This window comes from Mucilaginibacter sp. 320_HR, from assembly GCF_059691875.1.
In genome coordinates, this window is record NZ_JCAWAI010000006.1 from 18,507 (window position 1) to 39,007 (window position 20,501).

At 44.8% G+C, this 20,501-nt stretch carries 18 protein-coding genes; 9 read left to right on the top strand and 9 right to left on the bottom strand.

Translation table 11 applies throughout. From position 1 onward, the window contains the following. Positions 1–67 precede the first annotated feature (67 nt). Together AC59GT_RS18870 and AC59GT_RS18875 are read right to left on the bottom strand one after the other, a co-directional pair. Positions 68–847: a LytR/AlgR family response regulator transcription factor gene (locus AC59GT_RS18870; RefSeq protein WP_497239097.1), complete on the bottom strand. Its 780-nt coding sequence runs from the start codon at positions 845–847 to the stop codon at positions 68–70. Then, a complete protein-coding gene (locus AC59GT_RS18875; RefSeq protein WP_497239098.1) occupies positions 844–1,920 on the bottom strand; it encodes a sensor histidine kinase in 1,077 nt (358 codons plus the stop codon). Before AC59GT_RS18875 ends, AC59GT_RS18870 begins: the two co-directional genes overlap by 4 nt. 254 nt (positions 1,921–2,174) lie before the next feature. Between AC59GT_RS18875 and AC59GT_RS18880 the strand changes: the two genes are divergently transcribed. The 3 genes from AC59GT_RS18880 (at position 2,175) to galB (ending at position 8,036) form a co-directional block, all read left to right on the top strand. Beyond that, complete coding sequence (locus AC59GT_RS18880) at positions 2,175–5,027, top strand: outer membrane beta-barrel protein (protein WP_497239099.1); 2,853 nt, start codon at positions 2,175–2,177, stop codon at positions 5,025–5,027. Between the two features lie 135 nt (positions 5,028–5,162). After that, positions 5,163–5,561: a DoxX family membrane protein gene (locus AC59GT_RS18885; RefSeq protein WP_497239100.1), complete on the top strand. Its 399-nt coding sequence runs from the start codon at positions 5,163–5,165 to the stop codon at positions 5,559–5,561. A 30-nt stretch (positions 5,562–5,591) separates the two neighbouring features. Further along, positions 5,592–8,036: a beta-galactosidase GalB gene (galB, locus tag AC59GT_RS18890; protein ID WP_497239101.1), complete on the top strand. Its 2,445-nt coding sequence runs from the start codon at positions 5,592–5,594 to the stop codon at positions 8,034–8,036. Positions 8,037–8,380: 344 nt separating this feature from the next. Here the strand turns inward: galB and AC59GT_RS18895 are convergent, their stop codons facing one another. The 7 genes from AC59GT_RS18895 to rpmB all read right to left on the bottom strand — a co-directional run bounded on the left by AC59GT_RS18895 (position 8,381) and on the right by rpmB (position 14,543). Beyond that, on the bottom strand, positions 8,381–9,454 hold the full coding sequence (locus AC59GT_RS18895; RefSeq protein WP_497239102.1) for an Ldh family oxidoreductase: 1,074 nt from the start codon (positions 9,452–9,454) through the stop codon (positions 8,381–8,383). A gap of 149 nt (positions 9,455–9,603) precedes the next feature. Then, a complete protein-coding gene (gene bshC, locus AC59GT_RS18900; protein ID WP_497239103.1) occupies positions 9,604–11,214 on the bottom strand; it encodes a bacillithiol biosynthesis cysteine-adding enzyme BshC in 1,611 nt (536 codons plus the stop codon). Between the two features lie 117 nt (positions 11,215–11,331). Then, positions 11,332–12,666, bottom strand: a complete 1,335-nt coding sequence (gene rimO, locus AC59GT_RS18905) for a 30S ribosomal protein S12 methylthiotransferase RimO (RefSeq protein WP_497239104.1) — start codon at positions 12,664–12,666, stop codon at positions 11,332–11,334. Positions 12,667–12,692: 26 nt separating this feature from the next. Next, positions 12,693–13,658 carry a signal recognition particle-docking protein FtsY gene (gene ftsY / locus AC59GT_RS18910; protein ID WP_497239105.1) on the bottom strand — a complete coding sequence of 322 codons (966 nt, stop codon included), beginning with the start codon at positions 13,656–13,658 and terminating at the stop codon, positions 12,693–12,695. 166 nt (positions 13,659–13,824) lie between these two features. Further along, positions 13,825–13,983 carry a DUF4295 domain-containing protein gene (locus AC59GT_RS18915; RefSeq protein WP_117382863.1) on the bottom strand — a complete coding sequence of 53 codons (159 nt, stop codon included), beginning with the start codon at positions 13,981–13,983 and terminating at the stop codon, positions 13,825–13,827. Between the two features lie 72 nt (positions 13,984–14,055). Further along, the gene (rpmG, locus tag AC59GT_RS18920) at positions 14,056–14,238 is read right to left on the bottom strand and encodes a 50S ribosomal protein L33 (RefSeq protein ID WP_022830075.1); all 183 of its coding nucleotides are present in this window, start codon (positions 14,236–14,238) and stop codon (positions 14,056–14,058) included. A 71-nt stretch (positions 14,239–14,309) separates the two neighbouring features. Further along, positions 14,310–14,543, bottom strand: coding sequence for a 50S ribosomal protein L28 (gene rpmB, locus AC59GT_RS18925; RefSeq protein ID WP_095705630.1), 234 nt, complete (start codon positions 14,541–14,543; stop codon positions 14,310–14,312). 273 nt (positions 14,544–14,816) lie between these two features. On the opposite strand from rpmB, the gene acs reads away from it, so the two are divergent. The 6 genes from acs (at position 14,817) to lpxB (ending at position 20,457) form a co-directional block, all read left to right on the top strand. Next, positions 14,817–16,718, top strand: a complete 1,902-nt coding sequence (acs, locus tag AC59GT_RS18930; RefSeq protein WP_497239106.1) for an acetate--CoA ligase — start codon at positions 14,817–14,819, stop codon at positions 16,716–16,718. A gap of 101 nt (positions 16,719–16,819) precedes the next feature. Then, entirely contained in the window at positions 16,820–17,005 is a 186-nt protein-coding gene (locus AC59GT_RS18935; protein WP_117382861.1) for a CsbD family protein, read from the top strand. 113 nt (positions 17,006–17,118) lie between these two features. After that, a complete protein-coding gene (locus AC59GT_RS18940) occupies positions 17,119–18,273 on the top strand; it encodes an acyltransferase family protein (protein WP_497239107.1) in 1,155 nt (384 codons plus the stop codon). Between the two features lie 33 nt (positions 18,274–18,306). After that, positions 18,307–19,083 carry a 5'/3'-nucleotidase SurE gene (gene surE / locus AC59GT_RS18945; protein WP_497239108.1) on the top strand — a complete coding sequence of 259 codons (777 nt, stop codon included), beginning with the start codon at positions 18,307–18,309 and terminating at the stop codon, positions 19,081–19,083. Further along, positions 19,076–19,342, top strand: coding sequence for a hypothetical protein (locus tag AC59GT_RS18950; protein WP_497239109.1), 267 nt, complete (start codon positions 19,076–19,078; stop codon positions 19,340–19,342). The genes surE and AC59GT_RS18950 overlap by 8 nt, the downstream gene beginning before the upstream one ends. Then, entirely contained in the window at positions 19,342–20,457 is a 1,116-nt protein-coding gene (gene lpxB, locus AC59GT_RS18955) for a lipid-A-disaccharide synthase (RefSeq protein ID WP_497239110.1), read from the top strand. Before AC59GT_RS18950 ends, lpxB begins: the two co-directional genes overlap by 1 nt. The last annotated feature ends 44 nt before the right edge of the window (positions 20,458–20,501 follow it).

Consider the following 20,501-nt stretch of genomic DNA (forward strand, 5'->3'; position numbering starts at 1 on the left):
GCGGTATTTGGTTGTATGTACGTTGATCCGGCCAGTATTATGTCACTGCGATTACCAAATACTTAACTTATACCCACCTGCTTAAAAACTGAGCAAAAGCATCTTTATATAAATCGCCAACAGTGATGTTGATCTTGCCGATATGCAGCGAATTTCGGGTTATTGAGTTGATTTTGTCTAATGAAACAATGTAAGACCGGTGTACCCGCATAAAGCGCTTTGCGGGCAATTTTTCTTCCAGCGCCTTAAGGCTGCTGAGCGTTAATATGGGCTTTTCGGTATTTTGCAGGTAAACCTTCACGTAATCTTTAAGGCTCTCAAGGTAAAGGATATCACTTAAGGCAATACGCACCAATTGGTACTCTACCTTGATGAACAGGTAATCGTCCTCTACCTGTTCTGTTACCGGGGCTAATGCCGGAACCGTCTCTATCGCTGATGGTGTTACAGGAGCGCTTTCATTAGCTTTTTGCAGCAGTTCGGCATACCCAAGCGCCTTGTTTGCCGCATGCAGGAACTCTTCATAATTAAATGGCTTCAGCAGGTAGTCCAACGCGTCAACCCGGTAACCTTCCAGTGCGAACTGGTTATAAGCGGTAGTGAAGATGATGCGGGGTTTGTTAGTCCCCCTGCTGTCCAGCACACGGGCGAGCTCGATGCCGTTAAGATTAGGCATTTGTATGTCCAGAAATATAAGGTCCACTTTGTGCTGCTGTAACGCGCCCAACGCCTCTATGGCGCTGCCGTAGCGCCCAAGCAGGTTAAGAAACGGTGTTTGTTCTATAAAGGCGCAAACCAGCCCAAGGGCAAGCGGCTCATCGTCAACAGCTATGCAGTTTAGTGTCATGCCAGCAAAAGGGTTAAGGTTACGGTGTAAGTATTGGCGTCTTTATCTTCATTCACGTCCAGTGTGTATTTGCCTGGATATAAAAGCTCCAGTCGCCTGATGGTATTGTTCAGCCCAATTCCCTTGTTCTCTTCCAAATCGGCGCCCTGTTTTTTAAAGATACTGTTTTTAACGAATAAAATTACCTGGCTGGCTTGTTGTGAGATGTGTACAGTTATTGTACTCGGCAAGGTGTCGCTTACGCCATGCTTAAAGGCGTTCTCTACAAATGGAAGGAACAGCATTGGCGCTATAGGTTGCTCGCTTACCTGTACCGGGGCTTGATAGTTTACTGTTACTTTATCGGTAAGGCGTAGCTGCATAAGACTGATGTAGTCCTTTACAAAAGCCACTTCCTGGCTCAGCAGGGCGGTACTATTCTGTGTATCGTACAGCACGTAGCGCATCATACGCGATAGCTGGTGTATGGCAGTTCGTGAAGTTTCTACGTTCACCAGGGTAAGCGCATAAATGTTATTGAGCGTATTGAAGAAGAAGTGCGGATTGATCTGTGCTTTAAGAAACGACAGCTCCGAGCTAATCTTTTCCGCCTCCATCTCTTTCTGCCGCTCGTCGTTCTTTTTCCAGTCCTGGGTGGTACGCACACTGGTGCTGATGCCCAGTACAAGTGAGGTAAGCGTAATGGTAAATGTATCAAAGTAGCCTCTTCCGCCACCGCGCCCGCCCCTTGGCGGCCCGTTCCTGTGGAACGCCTGTTCTAAAAGGTGTCTAATCTGCAATGTCCTGTCTAAAAATCCTGCCAGAAAAACAACCGCTACAATAATGGCAATAATGAGTAGGAAGTAAATGCCGGTACGTTTTTTTAGCAAGAACTGCGGTACCAGAACATGGGCGTTAATGTAGTATGCGGTTATCAGCAGTAAGAACACAAAAATCTGCTTTATCCAGAACTGATACGGGACAGAGATGTCTCTAAGGAACGGTTGATAAAATAGCAAAATGTTACCCAGCACTACCCAGATAAGTATTTGGATGAACACATTTATAACATTGCGTTTGGAGCGTTGAAGCATTTGATTTTAATTATCTTCTGAATTTACAATTATACTTACGATAGTAGTATACACTCGTTAAAAATCTGCGGATTACGGGTTATTACCGACAGAGAGACCATCCTGGCCGACGAAGATGTAATTGTGCGCTCTGTTATGTTAAACATCTTTTCAGCGGCTAAAAACGCCTGCCCGTCTGCGTGTGTTACCTGCCTGTCTATTGTGTTTTTTTATCATGTTTGCATAGGGTTGTTTTGCACATCATTCAAATAGATATGAAGCTTACACAACTACTTTTTATAGCCGCGATGCTCAGCAAGTTAAGCACTTTCGCCCAAACCGGGAGGAATGTTAAAGGTGTAGTAAAAGACTCTACCGGCGTTACCTTGCCGGGCACCACTGTAAAAATAATCACTGCGACAGATAGCAGCGCCACCATTACAGATGTAAACGGCTCTTTCGTTTTCCATAGCGTAATGGCCAATCAGTTTAGTATGGTATTTCAATCAATAGGTTATCAGGGACTGAAGCGCCGTTACATACTGGATAACGCCAAAACACCGTTCACACTTCCGGCAGTAATCCTGAAGTCAGATGTGCGGATGCTGAATACCGTTACCATTACAGACGTTAACCCGGTTAAGTTAAAGGAAGATACCGTAGAGTTTAACGCAGCAGCATACCCGGTACGTGCCGGCGCGCCGGTTGAGGATGTAATTAAAAAGTTGCCAGGCGTGGATGTAGATAAAGATGGCAACGTTACCGCGCAAGGTAAAACTGTAAGCAAAGTACGCGTGAATGGTAAAGACTTTTTTGGGGGTGATGTGAAAACTGCTACACAAAACCTACCGGCAGACGCGGTGCAGAACATACAGGTAATTGATGATTACGGCGATCAGGCCAATATCACCGGTGTGAAAACCGGGGAACCTGAAAAAGTGCTGAACATTACCATTAAGGCGAGCCGCAATCATGGCTATTTTGGCCAGGCTACTGTGGGTGATGGCCGCGACATGATCCCGGGCATCCCGAATAGTAAAGAGGGGAACCGCTATGTAGCATCTGGCAATGTATTCAGCTTTAGCGATAATCGCCAACTTGCGGCCTTGGCCAATTTTAACAATACCAATACTAACCTGTTCAGTTTTGGCGGTGGTGGCGGCCCTGGCGGAGGTGGTCAGCGCGGTGGTGGTGGCCCTCCGGGTGGTGCCGGTAACAACCGTACCGGTATTACCACAACACGCAGCGCGGGGTTCAACTACCGCGATTCGTGGGGTAAAAAGATTACTGCATATGGCAGCTACAGCTTCGCCGATAATACAGTGAATACAACCAGTACTACCATACAGCAGAATATCTCGCTAAACAACCCTACAACCAATAACCAGAACAGCGTGCAGCAGACCGAAAATCTGAACCATCGCTTTAACTTTAACATAGAATGGAAGCCGGACACCATCAACTACATTAAATTTACGCCGTCGGTATCTTATGCGGGCATCACCACTAATCAAACCGCGTCGAACACGCTGTTTAATGCTTCACAAAGCATATCCGGGTACGATTTTACCACATACCTGCATTCTACCTCGCCTAACTACGGCGGCAACCTGCTTTATAACCACAGGTTTGCTAAAAAGGGCCGTAACTTTAGTGTGAACATCGGTGCCGGGTCTTACCATATCGACCAGTTTCAAAACCCAGTTTACAGTAACGTAACGGGTGCCGTTAACGCGCCGCTTTACCAGTTCATTAATACCGCCAGCCGTACAGATAGTGTGGGTGCAAACTTCTCTTACCTTGAGCCAATCGCTAAAAAATCTTATATCGAACTTACATATGGCTATAAGCATCAGTACACTACAGCAGATAAGAATACAGATACGTTGAACACCGGCGGCGATCGCGACAATTACGCCTTGCTTACCAACAGTTACAATTATACATTTACAACTAATCGTATCGGCCTAAACTATCGTTTTATCGATAAGAAGTATAATTATACTTTGGGCGTAGTGGCACAGCCAACGGTACTGGAAGGCATGTCAGCCAATGCAGGCGCTAATCGTATCACCTCGTTTAACTTTGCGCCAAATGCACGGTTTATTTACAACTTCAGCAGGAACAAATCTATAAGCCTTAACTATACCGGCACCAGCCAGCAGCCAACCTACACACAACTACAGCCGGTGATAGATTTCTCCAGCGCGTCATACCCGGTACAAGGCAATCCGGATCTTAAGCCCGAGTTCAACAACGTGTTATCGCTCCGATATAATAATTTTGATTTCCAGAGCGGTAACGTCTTTTTCAGCAACCTGTCGTTTACGCAAAGTAACGACAGGATAGTGGCCACCACCATTACCTATCCGCGGGTTTATGCGCCTGACAGTAAGCTAGCTGGTACAATATTGACCACCTACCAAAATGCAGACAGCTATTATGCTGCCAACGGCTTTTATGTGTTTGCCAAACCATGGGAAAAACGCAAGTACACTTTGTTCTTCATCGGCAATGCCAGTTACGCCAATAACGTATCATACATAGGCAGTGTGGACGAGAACTCTTACGCCCTTACTACCGAAAAGAATCTGGCAAAAAACCTGGTATTGTCACAAGGTACAAGGTTCAGGGTAAGCATTACTGATGTGATAGATGCAGAAGCCGGTGCTACTTATGCAATTAACCGTACAAACAACTCGGTGTCGCAAGCCAATATCAATAATAAATTCAGCAGCCTTAACTTACAGCTAACCGGTAAGAACTATTTCTTTAAGGACTGGACTTTTAGCTACGACTTTAGCAAGCAGCTGTATTACGGATACACTGGCGCAACCAATCCCAATATCTTAAATACTTACGTAGAGCGCAGATTTTTAAAGGGAAATGTTGGTACGCTTAGGTTTGCGGTGAACGACGTGTTTAACGAGAACACCGGTTATACTACTACATCAAGCGGAAGTTACATTACGCAAACCAACTCCAATAAGCTTGGCCGCTATTTCATGCTGACGTTTACCTTGCGGCTGCAGAAGTTTGCAGGTTCAAGGCCGTCAGGTCTGGGTGGCATGGGTGGTCCGGGCCCTGGCGGTCCCGGTCCCGGCGGCCCTCCGCCAGGCGGTATGTAGTGCTTTACTTTGCAAGATTTATCTTGGTTATATATTTGATTTGGGCACCGGCAACGGTGCCTTTTTTTAATTTAAGATTGTAGTAATTAATATTCTTATTAGCTATATTTGATTACCACACAAACCTTTACAATCATGAAAACAGCGGTGTCCCTCGCACGCATCCTTTTAGGCCTAACCTTTTTGGTTTTTGGCCTCGATTACTTTTTTCATTTTCTGCACCTGATAGTAACCTTTCCCGGGCTGGAAAGGAGGGCAGACAATTACCTTGCAGCCCTTAACAGAGCCGAATATTTTTTCCCATGCCTTAAAATTATTGAGATACTTTGCGGGTTGGGGCTTTTAATTAACCGGTATACGGCAATTCTTTTGATTATGCTGTTCCCCATTACATTTAACATATTTCTTTTTGATGCTTTTCTTGGTCCGCAGCTGCTGTTGCTCGGAGCGGCGCTCATCCTGCTTAATATATTTTTAATACTGGCCTATCGCAGAAATTACCGCGGCTTATTTGCTTTTAAACCAGCGCTGTAATTGTATATTTGACAGGTAAACCTGTTTGTAATGAAATCTTTCTTAAATACCCGCATAGCAGGGGGGCTAACCCTTGCGCTAAGTTTGATATTGGTACAGTCATTCGCACAATCTGCAAGAACTATTGCTGATTTTGATAAAGGCTGGAAATTCCATTTAGGAGATGTGAAAAATGCCGATAAAGCATCAGCAAACGATAAAAACTGGCGCAACCTTAACCTGCCGCACGACTGGAGCATTGAAGGCACGTTTAGTAAAGATAACCCCGCCAGCCCCGAAGGCGGCGCGCTGCCGGGTGGCATAGGCTGGTACCGCAAAACGTTTACAGTGCCGCTTTCCTCTCAAAGTAAAAAAGTTTATATAGACTTTGATGGTGTTTACCACCATAGCGATGTATGGATAAACGGCCACCATCTTGGCTTTCGGCCAAACGGTTACATATCCTTCAGGTATGATCTTACGCCTTACCTTAACTTTGGTGGGGTGAATGTAGTGGCTGTGAAAGTGGATAACTCGCAGCAGCCTAACTCGCGCTGGTACTCCGGCAGTGGTATTTACCGCAACGTTTGGCTGGTAACTACCAATGCTTCCGCTGCAATTGACCACTGGGGAACCTACATGACCACGCCCGAAGTAACCGATGCGGCTGCCTCGGTAAAAATAGCTGTATCGGTAAAACACAACCTTGCAAAGTTTAAACCTTACACAGTAAGCACTACCATTTACGACGCAGCTAATAAGCCCGTCGCCTTTAGCGGCACAGTGCCATCCAACAAACAACTTATCGACTCGGTAAGTACTTTTAACAATACAATTACTGTTAAAAACCCGCACCTGTGGTCGGTATCGTCGCCTTACCTGTATAAGGTGGTAAGCAAGGTAATAATTGATAAGGTAGTAGTGGACGAGTATACCCAAAAACTCGGCATCCGTTACTTTAACTTTGATGCAGATAAGGGCTTTTCGTTAAATGGCAAGCCAATGAAGATACTGGGCGTGTGCGATCACCACGATCTTGGTTCGCTGGGTTCTGCTATTAACACCCGTGCACTGGAACGCCAGTTAGAGATATTAAAAGGGATGGGTGTTAACGGTATCCGCACATCGCACAACCCGCCTGCACCCGAACTGCTGGACCTTTGCGACCGCATGGGCTTTATTGTGATGGATGAAGCTTTTGATATGTGGAAAGCTCAAAAAAGTAAATACGACTATCACCTGTATTGGGACGAATGGCACAAACGCGACCTGGAAGACCAGGTAAAGCGCGACCGTAATCACCCCTCGGTTTTTATCTGGAGCATTGGTAATGAGATTGTGGAGCAGTACAGCAAAACAGATACTGCCGGCCGTACCATAACGCGCGAACTGGCAGGTATTGTGCGCAACCTGGATACCACCCGGCCCATTACCACCGCCAATAACGACCCAACTACAACCAACCAACTGATATCATCGGGTGCGCTTGACCTTATTGGTTACAATTACCACCACCAGGATTACGCTGGTTTCCATGAACGTTTCCCGGGTAAAAAATTTATTGCGACGGAAACCACGTCGGCACTGGAAACAAGGGGATATTACGATATGCCGTCGGACAGTGTACGCCGCTGGCCGATAGCCTGGGATAAGCCATTTACTACGGGTAATCCTGATAATACGGTTTCGGCTTATGACAACGTTTCTGCACCGTGGGGATCTACCCATGAGGAAACCTGGAAGGTAATGAAGAAATACCCTATGCTATCGGGGATGTTCATCTGGACTGGTTTTGATTACCTGGGCGAACCAACGCCTTACAGCTGGCCATCTCGCAGTTCTTATTTTGGGGTAATAGACCTTGCCGGCTTCCCTAAAGACGTTTACTACCTATATAAAAGCGAGTGGACTGACAAGCCTGTACTGCACATCTTCCCGCACTGGAACTGGCAACCGGGCAAAACGGTAGACGTTTGGGCGTATTACAATAATGCCGACGAGGTGGAATTATACCTCAACGGAAAATCAGTGGGGGTGAAGAAAAAGACTGGTGACGAACTGCACGTGATGTGGCGCCTGAAGTTTGAGCCCGGCACGCTAAAAGCGGTATCGCGCAGGAACGGGAAGGTGGTACTTACCAAGGAAATACATACTGCGGGTGCGCCGGCCAAAATAGAGCTGACCGCCGACCGCAAAGCCATAAAAGCTGATGGAAGGGACCTGTCATTTGTTTCTGTGCGTATACTGGATAAAGCAGGTAACCTGGTACCCGATGCGGACAATCTGGTGAAATTTAAAATAGCTGGACAGGGATCAATAGCCTCTGTAGATAACGGAGACCCGGTAAGCCACGACCCATTTAAAGCGGACTGGCGCAAGGCATTCCATGGGCTGGCACTTGCGATAATACAAGGGAAAGAAACTGCTGGAACAATTACGCTAACTGCAACAGCGGACGGTTTAGCACCGGCAACTGTAGTAATAAAGAGTAAGTAGACCTTTGTCAATTAGAGCTTGTCGTAAACCTGTACGCATTGCTAATTATAAACTTGTCAGTCTGAGCCTGTCGAAGACCTGTACGCTATGCTAATGGTTCGACAGGCTCACCATGACATTGATAAACTCGTCAGTCTGAGCCTGTCGAAAACCTGAATGCTTTACTAATGGTTCAACAGGCCACCATGAAATTATAAACTTGTCAGTCTAAGCTTGTCGAAGACCTGTACGCTTTGCTAATGGTTCGACAGGCTCACCACGACATTAACAAACTTGTCAGTCTGAGCTTGTCGAAGACCTGTACGCCTTACAAATGGTTCGATAAGCTCATTATAGGTCGAACCCTATAACCCCGCTATTCCAAACCTCGTTGCCAACTCATTAAGATCCTTTACAACGGCATCAACCAGCGGTATACCATTGATCCTGCGGTATGTTTCTGCTTCCAGTTCCGGCTCACCGGGGATGATCACTTTTTGTGATTCGTCAACTGTGCTTGCAGATTTAAACCGTTCTATCCAGGTATCCATATCCTTTTTGAACGCCTCCACCGGACGGAAGCCATCCACCCGCATTGCACCAAGAAAGTGACCGATACCCTGGCCAGGCGGATTAACAGGGGGCTCCAGGAAAGCCACAAATGGTGGCACCCACGGCCCAAACCCAGCACCGGAAAGTACACCGGACAATATATCAACTGTTGCGCTTAGGCCAAAGCCCTTGTGGCTGCCATGCTCGCGGTCGCTGCCAAGGGGCAGGAGCGAGCCGCCTGATTTAAGTGCATGCGGGTCAGTTGTGTACTTGCCGTCAGCATCCTGCACCCATCCTTCCGGAACAGGTTTACCGCTGCGCTGAGCAATCTCCAGCTTGCCGTTGGCCGCTGCAGAGGTTGCCATATCAACAATCACCGGCGGGTATTTGCCGGCAGGGAAGGCGTAACACATAGGATTGGTGCCCAGCAAACGTTCGTTAGAGAAGGTGGGCGCTACCAGCGGACTGGCGTTGGTCATGGCAAAGCCGATCATGTCCTGCTCAACGGCCATCAACGCGTGGTAGCCCGCTATGCCGAAATGATTGGAGTTACGTACCGACACCCATCCCGATCCATATTGAGCGGCCTTGTCTATCGCCACCTGCATGGCAAACGGCGCCACCACGAGGCCCAGACCTGCATCACCGTCTATTGTTGCGGTGGTAGCGGTCTCATGAACTATTTTGACATTGGGCGAGGTGTTGATGCGTTTCTTCTCCCAAAGCCTAACGTAACCGCTGAGGCGGGCAACGCCGTGCGAGTCTATCCCCCGCAAGTCCGATTTTAGCAGCACGTCCGCCGCCAGGGTAGCATGCTCATGGCTGCAGCCCATGGCCAGGAAAATATTCTGAGTAAAGTCGCGCAGCTGAGATTCGGTAACCGTCATGCCGGCAAAGATAGCAGATAAGCGCTTATGGTGTAAAAATTGCCGATTGTAGGCTGATCTTACCGTGCGCCTGCAGACCGATTACCAGTCATTTAAAAAAATGTGGTTTTTGAAGGTTTTGGAATATGATTCTAGCTCGTTCAGCAGCACTATTCGGTAAGCACCGTAAACTTAAAATCGAGCGGCTCAAAGTTGCGGATGAGTTCTTCGATAAACAGGTGACCCCATTTTACAAAGCTTAAACCAAAGTTTTCGGTTCGTTCTTGTAAGCTATTTTTTGGAAAAAGGTCTTCCTTGATATGTTCAATTTGCTCTAAACGCGTGTGGTAATTGCGCTTTTCTGCTTTAATCAGCTTTTTCTGGAAGTTGTCCATAGCATGCTTTAAGCGCGCTTGTACAGCTGCGGCAGAAGGCGGTAGGGTAGGATCAACCTTATGCGCATGCAGCTTGATCTTTTCGAAAACACGCTCCAGTTCGCGCATTTCCTCACTTAGGGACAGGTCGTGACTGCTATGCTTTTTAACCCAATTGTTCTTGATCTCGTCGGTACTTTTGAACAGGTCTGCCGGTGAAAGCTCCATACTTTTTATCTTAGCAGCGGCTTCCTTTGGTATTACCAATCCGGAGTTGCGAAGGATGAGTATCGGGAAATCAATTTTGTAGTAGTCGAAGTTAGCTTTTAGTTCCAGCCAATAAACCACTTCTGCACCGCCGCCTATGTAAGCAATATTGGGCAGAATACACTCCTGATACAACGGGCGCATTACCACGTTAGGGCTAAAGCGTTCGGGTTTTGTAGCAATCTCCTGTTTAAGTTCAGCCTCACTAAAACTGATATCTGTATTCATCACTTTATAGCGGCCGTCTTCAAAAACAATGCGCTCGCGGAGCTGATCGCCCAAGTAAAAGAAGTTAATTTCCCGCGGATTAACCTGGATATGTACGCCTAGACTGTGTAGCTTTTCGTTTGCAGCGCTGATGTTTTTAAAGCTATTTTGTTCGATGATATCACGCTCAATGATGGGGGCGAAGGACGCTTTGAGCCTGTGATCGTCAGCGTCGATGATCACCAAACCATATCTGCCAAAAATGGCGTTCACGAGGTAGCGGGTAGCATCGGCAAGCTTATCAAACTGGGTATAGGCGGTCTCTACAATTTCGCCGAGTTCGGTGGAGTGCCCGTCTATCCCTAACACGCCTTTGTACTGATTAATGGCCTGCCGCATAGTGTCCGGATTGATACGGCCGGTAGCGCCAGAAGCCTCGTACCACCAATGAACCTTTTTCCCACCTATGTTGGTGTAGTTGATCTCTGCGAAATCGTGGTCTTCTGATGCCATCCAGTAAACAGGTACAAAATCCTTGTCAGGATATGCCTCTTTTAATTCGCGGCAAAGTTTAATAGCTGTAACTATCTTGTATATGAAATAGAGCGGTCCGGTAAATATGTTCAGTTGGTGACCTGTAGTTACGGTAAACGCATTGGTTGACCGGAGCAGATTTATCTTATTGCGAACCAGTTCTGCGCTGTCCAATAGCGGCAGGCTACTCTTTGCTAATCCGAAGTATTGTTCTGAAAGTACCTCGGCGAGTAGTTGGCGGTCTGCGGTAACTTGCTTCTGTTCAAAAAGCTTTGCAAAACCTTGTAATGTAGGGCGCTGGTTGTAAAAAGACCGTAGTTCGGGTACATCATCAAGATAGTCGATGACAGTTTGGGAAAAATACCCCGTTTCTTTATAGTCGATACAGGCAGCGTCCATGCAATTAAAATTGAAGAAATAGGGTCCTGAATTTGATTTACAAATTCTTCTCCCACGTCTGAATGCCGAAATTAGATTTTAAAAAGCTAATTTGAACACACTATCGCTAAAATTACCTTATTTTACAATTTGTCCATAAAGGTCAAAGTCTTCAGCAGAGTCGATGTTTACGTTCACAAAACTGCCTATGGCGGCGTAATTTACGCTAGCGTCAATCAACACTTCATTATCAACTTCAGGAGAGTCGTATTCTGTACGGCCCACAAAAAAGTCGCCGTCCTTTTTATCTATCAAAACTTTATATGTTTTGCCTATTTTTTGCTGGTTCTTGTCAAACGATATGCCCTGCTGTATTTCCATAATAGCATCGGCACGTTCCTGCTTTACTTCTTCGGGAACGTCGTCAATTAAAGAATGGGCGTGTGTTTTTTCCTCATGTGAGTAAGTAAAACAACCAAGTCGGTCAAATTTGGTATCTTCTACCCATTGCGCCATTTCTTCAAAGTCCAGCTGTGTTTCGCCGGGATAACCGGTTATAAGCGTGGTGCGCATGGCAATTTCGGGTACTTTATCGCGTATCTGGTTCACCACGTCAATTGTTTTTTGCTTGCTTATACCCCGACGCATCGACTTAAGCATGTTATCTGTAATATGCTGAAGCGGCATGTCCAAATACTTGCAAATGTTACTGCGCTCGTTCATTGCATCCAATATCTCCATTGGAAAGCCCGAAGGATAAGCATATTGCAGGCGGATCCACTCTACGCCATTAACGTCACTCAAGCGGCGTAGAAGCTCATCGAGATTACGTTTGCCGTACAGGTCAAGGCCGTAGTAAGTAAGGTCCTGTGCAATCAGTATCAGCTCTCTAGTGCCATTCTTTACCAGGGCCTCTGCATTCTTTACCAGTTGCTCCATTGGCGTACTTACGTGCTTGCCCCGCATCAACGGTATTGCGCAAAACGAGCACGGACGATTACAACCTTCAGCTATTTTAAAGTATGCAAAATGGGATGGCGTGGTAAGTAAGCGTTCGCCTATGAGTTCGTGGCGGTAGTCGGCACCTATGCTCTGTAATACACCCTGTAGATCGTTGGTACCAAAGTAAGCGTCTACGTTGGTTATTTCTGCCTCAAGTTCGGGTTTATACCGTTCTGATAGGCAGCCGGTAACTATAACTTTACCAACCTTACCCTGTTCTTTAAGTTCGCTGTATTGCAGGATAGTGTCTATAGATTCCTGTTTGGCGTTATCAATAAAGCCACAGGTATTTATAACTACAATATCGTTCTTGCCAACTTTATCAGCTTCGTGCACTACATTGTAAGCATTGCCTTTGAGCTGCCCCATCAGCACTTCGCTGTCGTAAATATTTTTTGAACAGCCAAGGGTAACTACGTTTACACGCGGTTTTAACAATTTCTTTGGCTGATAAATTTCTTTAGTCTTCATTCTTTATGAAATAGCAAGTACGGCTATTAACCTTTAAACAAGGTGTCTACAAAGGCTTGCCGGTCAAATAATTGCAGGTGATTCATGCCTTCGCCAACGCCGATGTACTTTACCGGAATTTTAAACTGATCTGATATGCCTATTACAACGCCACCTTTGGCAGTGCCGTCCAGTTTGGTAAGTGCCAGTGCATTAACATTGGTAGCTTCTGTAAACTGCTTACACTGTTCTATAGCATTTTGACCTGTTGAGGCATCCAGCACCAGCAATATCTCATGTGGTGCGCCCGGAACCACCTTCTGCATTACATTTTTTATTTTGGTAAGCTCATTCATGAGCCCAACTTTATTATGTAAACGGCCTGCAGTGTCAATAATTGCCACGTCGTCACCATTAGCCACTGCCGAACGAAGCGTATCATAGGCTACCGATGCTGGATCGCTGCCCATGGCTTGTGCCACAACCTTTACACCCACGCGCTCGCCCCAAAGTTTTATCTGATCTACTGCTGCTGCACGAAAGGTATCTGCAGCGCCAAGCACAACCTGGTTTCCTGCTTGTTTAAGTTTATGGGCAAGTTTACCTATGGTTGTTGTTTTACCTACGCCATTAACACCTACAACCATTATTACGTAGGGCTTGTGGTCGCCGTACTCAAACGTGCGAAAATCGTTGCTATTATTTTCTGCAAGAAGTTTTTGGATCTCATCTTTAAGCAGGCTATTCAGTTCTGAAGTGCCCACATATTTATCGCGGGCAACACGTGCTTGTATGCGCTCAATAATTTTCAGCGTAGTGCTAACACCCACGTCTGACGTAACCAATACTTCTTCCAGGTCGTCAAGTACATCATCATCAACCGTAGAGCGACCGGCAACTACCTTGGTCAGCTTGGAAAAAAAGTTATCCTTTGTTTTTTCCAAACCGGTATCAAGTGCCTGCTGTTCCTGCTGGCTGCTTTCCTTTTTCTTAAAAAAATCAAATAGTCCCATAGGTGATCAGAATTAAACAACCTTCAGAGTTGATTGGGTGAAAGCCTGAATTAGGATTACTCCTGCAGATGAGAAAACCTTTAAATTCAAACTGTGCCTGTAACAAAAAAAGCCCTCTCGTGTGATACAAGACGGCTTTGATATTTTGTAAGCTTATTACCAGATATTATTTACCAGCAATTGCATCCTTAACGTTATCGTTAGGAACGATTTGCTCTTTGAATGAGTAAGCACCTGTAACCGGTGACTTAACCATTGTAATAACTTTTGAATATTCTTTGCCTTTACCTGCTACTTTCAGTGTTGCAACTACTTTCTTTGCCATGTCTCTTTAATTATTGATTTAGCGAATTAGTGATTTAGTAGATGGCAAAAGAGCCACTCCTAAACCGAAGAATTACTTAATTTCTTTATGAACAGTTACTTTACGTAATACCGGGTTAAACTTTTTAAGTTCAAGCCTTTCGGTTGTGTTCTTTTTGTTTTTGGTAGTAATATAGCGAGACATGCCAGGCATACCGCTGGTTTTGTGCTCGGTGCATTCTAATATTACCTGTACCCTGTTACCTTTCTTAGCCATCGTATTTTATTTTATTGGTTGTTTAGCTTACGGCGAGAGTTTAAACCATCACCTCGTGCCAAAAGCAACTATTAAATGGAACCTTTTTTTACAAATTTATTGATGCAGGCAGTAATGCCGTTTTTGCTGATAGTTTTTATCGCAGAAGTAGATACTTTTAAAGTAATCCATTTGTCTTCTTCAGGGATATAAAATTTTTTCAGCTTCAGGTTAGGATAAAACTTGCGTTTGGTTTTAACGTTTGAATTAGAAACGTTGTGACCGTTCATGTAGCCTTTTCCTGTTAGATCGCAAATTCTTGACATGACAAATATTTTTTAATTCTCTTTCCTCTTCCAAAAAGAGTTTGCAAATATCAGGTTTTTAAAAGATATAAGCAACAGTGTTTTAAGAAATTTTTACGATTTTTTTGCTGAACGCAGGAGCTAACTATAAAATAACAATCCAGCAGCAAAATTTGATATCAAAGTAGATCATGATCATCACCGATAAACTTTTTAAAATAATTTAAGAAGCAAGTTGATATTATTACATCCTTAACATAGAAATTATTAATTTACGCCACCATTATACCAGTTATGCAAGTAAAAACCTTTGAAGAATACCAGCAGGCATATACCAAAAGTGTAGAACAGCCGGAGCAGTTTTGGGAAGAGATTGCCAACCACTTCCAATGGAAAAAGAAGTGGGATAAAGTTTTAGAATGGAACTTTAAAGAACCCAACGTTAAATGGTTCCAGGGTGCTACGCTTAATATCTCCGAGAATTGCCTTGACCGTCACCTTGAGAAAAATGGTGACACGCCTGCTATAATATGGGAACCTAATGACCCTACAGAAGATCATCGTGTACTTACCTATAAACAGCTGCACGACAAAGTTTGCCAGTTTGCAAATGTTCTGAAGAACAACGGTGCAAAAAAAGGAGACCGTATTTGCATCTACATGCCTATGGTTCCCGAACTGGCTATTGCTGTACTGGCCTGCGCCAGGATAGGCGCTGTTCATTCCGTAGTTTTTGGTGGTTTCTCGGCACAAAGCATTGCGGACAGGATAAAGGATGCCGAATGCAGCATTGTAATTACGGCCGATGGCAGTCATCGGGGGACTAAAGAAGTCCCACTGAAATCCGTTATTGATGATGCGCTCGTGCAATGCCCAAGTATTAAACGCGTAATTGTACTTACCCGCAGCCGCACGCCTGTATCCATGATTAAAGGCCGCGATGTATGGTGGGAAGACGAGATCAAAAAGGTGGAAACACAGGGCAATGTAGAGTGCCCTGCTGAAGAAATGGATGCAGAGGATATGTTATTCATCCTATATACATCCGGTTCAACAGGGAAGCCCAAGGGTGTTGTGCACACCTGCGGCGGCTATATGGTTTATACCGGTTACACGTTTAGTAACGCGTTTCAATATCAGCCAGGTGAGATCTACTTCTGTACGGCAGATATTGGCTGGATAACAGGACATTCATATATAGCTTATGGTCCGCTTAGCCAGGGTGCTACAGTAGTGATGTTTGAAGGTATACCTACCTGGCCAAATGCAGGTCGTTTTTGGGACATAGTAGAGAAGTTTAAAGTAAATATACTATACACTGCCCCAACTGCCATTCGCTCGCTTATGAGTTTTGGTAACGATGTGCTGAAAGGGAAAGATCTGAGTTCGCTGACTAAGCTTGGTTCGGTAGGGGAACCTATCAACGAGGAAGCCTGGCACTGGTTTGATGAAAAGATTGGACACGGCAATTGCCCGATAGTAGATACCTGGTGGCAAACGGAGACTGGTGGCTTTATGATATCGCCCATAGCTGGAGTTACTAAAACTAAACCGGGTTATGCATCGCTGCCGTTACCGGGTGTTCAGCCAATATTGGTAGACGAAAACGGTAAGGAAATAGAAGGTAACGGCGTAAACGGCAACCTCTGCATTAAGTTCCCTTGGCCAGGGATGCTGCGCACTACCTATGGTGATCATGAACGCTGCCGGACTACTTATTTTGCAGCTTACGAAAATTTGTATTTTACAGGTGATGGTTGCCTGCGCGACGAAGATGGCTATTACCGCATAACTGGTCGTGTAGACGATGTGCTGAATGTATCAGGTCACCGCATTGGTACCGCTGAGGTAGAAAATGCTATTAACATGCACAGCAGTGTTGTAGAGAGTGCAGTTGTTGGCTACCCGCATGATATAAAAGGGCAAGGGGTATACGCCTTTGTGGTTAGCCCCGGAAAGCACGGAAATGAAGAGCTTACCCGTAAGGATATCATTATGACGGTATCGCGCATCATAGGCCCTATAGCAAAGCCCGACAAGATTCAATTTGTAACCGGCTTGCCAAAAACACGCTCCGGAAAAATCATGCGGCGCATACTGCGTAAGATTGCCGAAGGTGATACCGGCAATTTAGGCGATACATCTACATTGCTTGATCCTGCAGTTGTTGAGGAGATAAAGAACGGGGCATTATAAGCAGAAATAGCACTAGGTTATTTAATGAGCATAACCAATTCTGAAAACTAAAGTTATGTACATCTGTTCTCTTATTACAACAAAACAAGGAGACAAACATCATGGATAAGTTAGAATTAAAAGGCGGCTGGAACGAGCTAAAAGGAAAAATAAAACAAGCTTACGGCGATTTAACCGACGACGATCTGGCGCACGAAGAAGGTAAGGACGATGAAACCCTTGGCCGTATTCAGCAAAAGACCGGTAAAACTCGCGAAGAACTGGTAAACTGGATTAATAGCTTGTAAACTGAGCTACTTAACAAAAGGGAGCGCTGCATTAACAGCGCTCCCTTTTTATTTATATGTAACGGCAAAGCTTTTTTGTAGTCATATATCAATAACCTGCTACTTTTGATATTATGTCCGCAACCGAACCCGCAATTGTACCCGAGCATTCAACTAGAAAAATAGTTTACATCGACCGCCTAAAAGTAGTACTTACTGCTTTGGTAATTTTGCATCATACATTCATTACGTATGGCGCTCCAGGAGGCTGGTACTTTACTGAAAAAACAACCCTCGCGGGTGCGCTAATTCCCATGACGCTGTTCGTAGCCGTTAATCAAGCTTTTTTCATGGGCTTTTTCTTTTTTCTTTCCGCGTTGTTTGTGCCATCATCTTACGATAAAAAGGGACCTGCTAAGTTTATTATTGAACGCTTCGTCAGACTCGGGATACCGCTGGCCTTCTATTCTTTTGTACTCTCACCTTTCCTTAGCTTTATGCCGTATAACTATGCTGGTGCATACCCAAGAATAACATACCTGCAATACCTCGGCGGGTTTGATGGCTGGATAAACTTTGGAGTAATGTGGTTTGTAGCAGCGTTGCTTATATTTACAATAACATATTGGCTGTACAGGTTTATTGGTAAAGGTCAACATCATATTTACCCGTTTCCTTCTGCAGGCAAAATACTGTTGACAGCTGTTGGGGTAGGTGTTGTAAGTTATTTCGTCCGCACCGTATATCCCGTAGGGCGTACGCTCGAACCCCTGGGTTTTCAGTTGGGGCATTTTGCACAATATATAGCTATGTTTTGTATTGGTTTGGTTGCATCTCGCAGTAGATGGATTAATAACGCTGATTATTGTACGGGTAAGATGATGGCTACTATAGCGGCTTGCCTGGTGTTTATTGGCTTTCCGTTGTTCTTTGTAGGGGTGAAGGTGCTCAACTTTCCTGTGGAGTATTTCAACGTAGGCGGTCACTGGCAATCGCTATGGTATGCTGTATGGGAACAATTAACAGGTTTTACCATAGTAACTGCGCTGCTATGCATCGGCAAACAACTTTGGAACAGGCCTTCAAAAGTATTAAACACCTTATCTCGCAGTACCTTTGCGGTCTATATATTTCATCCATTAATATTAATTGCTTTATCCGTTTTCCTGCACGGCTGGCACCTGGAGCCTGCTTTAAAATTGCTGATAGTTGCTCCGCTAGCGGTAATAGGCAGCTTTGCTCTTGGTTTACGGTTGGTGAGGGTGCCCGGAGTAAACAAAATTATTTAGTTCAGCAGGGTAAATTAATATTAATTTTGCCCTATGACAAAGCTATCCAAACCCACCATATTAGTTGTAAATGACGATGGCATTACTGCGCCTGGTATTAAAGCGCTGATGCAAGTAATGAAAGAAATTGGACGGGTGGTAGTAGTAGCGCCTGATAGCCCTCAATCAGGAATGGGCCATGCAATTACCATTGGAAAACCGTTACGGTTGGATGAGGTTGATCTTTATGAAGGCATAGAGATGTACCGTTGCAGCGGCACCCCTGTCGACTGTGTAAAGCTGGCGGTCACTAAGGTGTTTAAAGGGAAAAAGCCCGACCTATGTGTGTCTGGTATAAACCATGGGCTCAATAATTCTATTAACGTATTGTACTCGGGTACAATGTCCGCAGCGGTAGAAGGCGCTATCGAGAGCATTCCATCTATTGGCTACTCGCTTGACGACTATAATATGGATGCTAATTTTCAGCATTGCCTTAAATACGTCAAAGAAATAGCCCTGCAGGTATTGCAAAACGGAATGCCAACAGGCACGTTATTAAACGTAAATTTTCCTAATACTGCAAATATCAGAGGCATCAAAATATGTCGCCAGGCAAATGCCAAATGGGCGGAAGAATTTGATCAGCGGGTAGACCCATACAAACGCCCTTATTATTGGCTTACAGGCGTTTTTCAGAATAATGATAATGGTGAAGATACTGATGTGTGGGCACTGGAACATAACTACGCGTCTGTTGTACCGGTGCAGTTTGACATGACGGCACACCATGCCATCCCTGTTCTTCATAGCTGGAAGTTTAATGTTTAATGTCAACAGTATACCAGCAGGTTTGCTGCTCGGCTGTATATTGCCGGGTATTACCTGGGGAGTGTTTGGTTTTATTTTGCACAATGACGCGATTATCCTGAATAAACCGGGTGTGCCTTACCTGGTGGCTATAGCTCTTAACCTGGTTGTATTAAGGTACTTTTTTAAGAAGGAACAGGAAAAGACAGCCGGAGGTATTATGATGGCTACTTTTGCGTTCATGCTGATAGTGTTTGTATTTATAATACGTATAGGCTGATGAAGTACTATCTGGTAGCGGGCGAGGCATCAGGCGACCTGCATGGTGCCAACCTGATTAAAGCTTTAAAGGAGAAAGATCCAGACGCCGGTTTCCGGTACTTTGGGGGCAATCTGATGCAAGCCCAAGGTGGCACCCTCGTTAAGCATTATGAAGACATGGCTTTTATGGGCTTTGCTGAAGTAGTGATGAATCTGCGCACTATTTTAAAAAATCTGAAGATGTGCAAGGCCGATCTCATCAGCTATAAGCCGGATGTATTGGTGTTGATAGACTTCCCCGGGTTTAACCTCAAAATAGCTGAATTTGCCAAAGAAAAAGGATTATTAGTTTGCTACTACATTTCTCCGAAGGTTTGGGCATGGAATCAAAAAAGAGTACTTAAGATCAAGAAAGTAGTTGATCATTTGTTCTGCATATTGCCGTTTGAGGTTGATTTTTATAAAAAGTGGGGGATGGACATAGATTATGTTGGAAACCCTTTGCTAGATGCTGTTGATGCTTTTACACCTGACCCAGATTTTCTTAAGATTAATGAACTTAATACTGATAGAAAAATTGTAGCCCTATTGCCAGGAAGCCGAAAACAGGAAATAAGCCGACTGTTACCAGAGATGGTTAAAGTTGCTGCAGTGTTTAGTGAATACCAATTTGTAATAGCTGGGGCTCCAACATTCACTAGTAATTATTATCAGCAATATGCTAACAACGCCGATATTCCTGTTGTTTTTAACAGCATCTACAACCTGCTGAACAATGCTGAGGCTGCTATAGTAGCTTCGGGCACGGCTACCCTGGAAACTGCGTTGTTTAATGTACCCCAAGTGGTGGTATATAAAGGAAACGCACTCACCATTGGCATTGCCCGTATGTTGATCAAGATTAGGTTTATTTCACTTGTAAACTTAATTATGGATGAACAAGTTGTTAAAGAACTAATACAGGGGGGGTGTAACGCCGTTACGATAGGTGCTGAGTTAGAAAAGCTTTTAGAGGATAATAACTATCGTAACAAAATGCTTTCTAATTACGACAAACTTGATAGCAGAATGGGGGAACCCGGAGCTTCCCGGCATACTTCTGAACTTATTGTTCAATACGCGTTAAAACAGTAAGGCCCTGCATATTATGCCGGGCCTTACTTGTCTCAAAGGGATGT